Here is an 808-nt window from a genome sequence, read left to right as displayed (position 1 = left end):
CCGGCTACCAGGCGATCGTCGACGCGATCGGCACCACGGCCGAGGCCCGCCGCAGCAAGGAGGCGGCCGAATGAGCGGGGAGACCAAGGAGGCCGCCGGCCTCACCTTCCTCGACCGGCCGAACAGCTATATCGGCCGCTCGGTGCCGCGGCCGAACGCCAGGCGCCTGCTCGAAGGCCGCGGAACGTATGTCGACGACGTGCCGGCCGCGCGCCTCGCCCACGTCGCCTTCCTGCGCAGCCCTCACGCCCATGCCCGCATCCTGTCGATCGACACCGCCGACGCCAAGGCGATGCCGGGCGTGATCGCGGTGGTGACGGGGGCGGAGCTCGCGACGGTCTGCACGCCCTGGATCGGCGTGCTCGGCCACTTCAAGGGACTGCGCTCGGCGCCCCAGCACGCGCTGGCCCTCGACCGGGTGGCCTGGGTCGGCGAGCCGTTCTGCGCGGTCGTCGCCCATAGCCGGGCCGAGGCCGAGGACGCGCTGGGCGTCGTCGCCGTGGAGTTCGAGCCGCTGCCGGCGGTGGTCGACATGGAGACGGCGCTCGATCCCGGCACCCCGGCGATCCATGCCGATCTCGGCGACAACCTCGCCTTCGAGCGCACCCTCGACGTCGGCGAGGTCGAGGGGGCGCTCGAAGGCGAGGTTGTCGCCGAGCTCGGCATGGATCGCCGGGGTGGCGGGGACGAGGGCCGGCTCCCTGTCGGCCACCGCCGGCAGGGGCTCGGACTCCACGGCGCCGACGCCCACTGCGTCCTCGGCCTCCGCCCGGCCTATGGCGAGGACCGCGCAGAACGGCGCGGCCCA

General features: G+C 74.4%; 1 pseudogene. It reads left to right on the top strand.

What is annotated here, in order from left to right:
* Positions 1–70 precede the first annotated feature (70 nt).
* A pseudogene (locus tag VQ03_RS29910) lies at positions 71–808 on the top strand (hypothetical protein); the annotation flags it as partial.

The organism is Methylobacterium tarhaniae (genome assembly GCF_001043955.1).
Classification (GTDB): Bacteria; Pseudomonadota; Alphaproteobacteria; order Rhizobiales; family Beijerinckiaceae; genus Methylobacterium; species Methylobacterium tarhaniae.
This window is presented reverse-complemented; position numbering and strand designations above follow the sequence as displayed.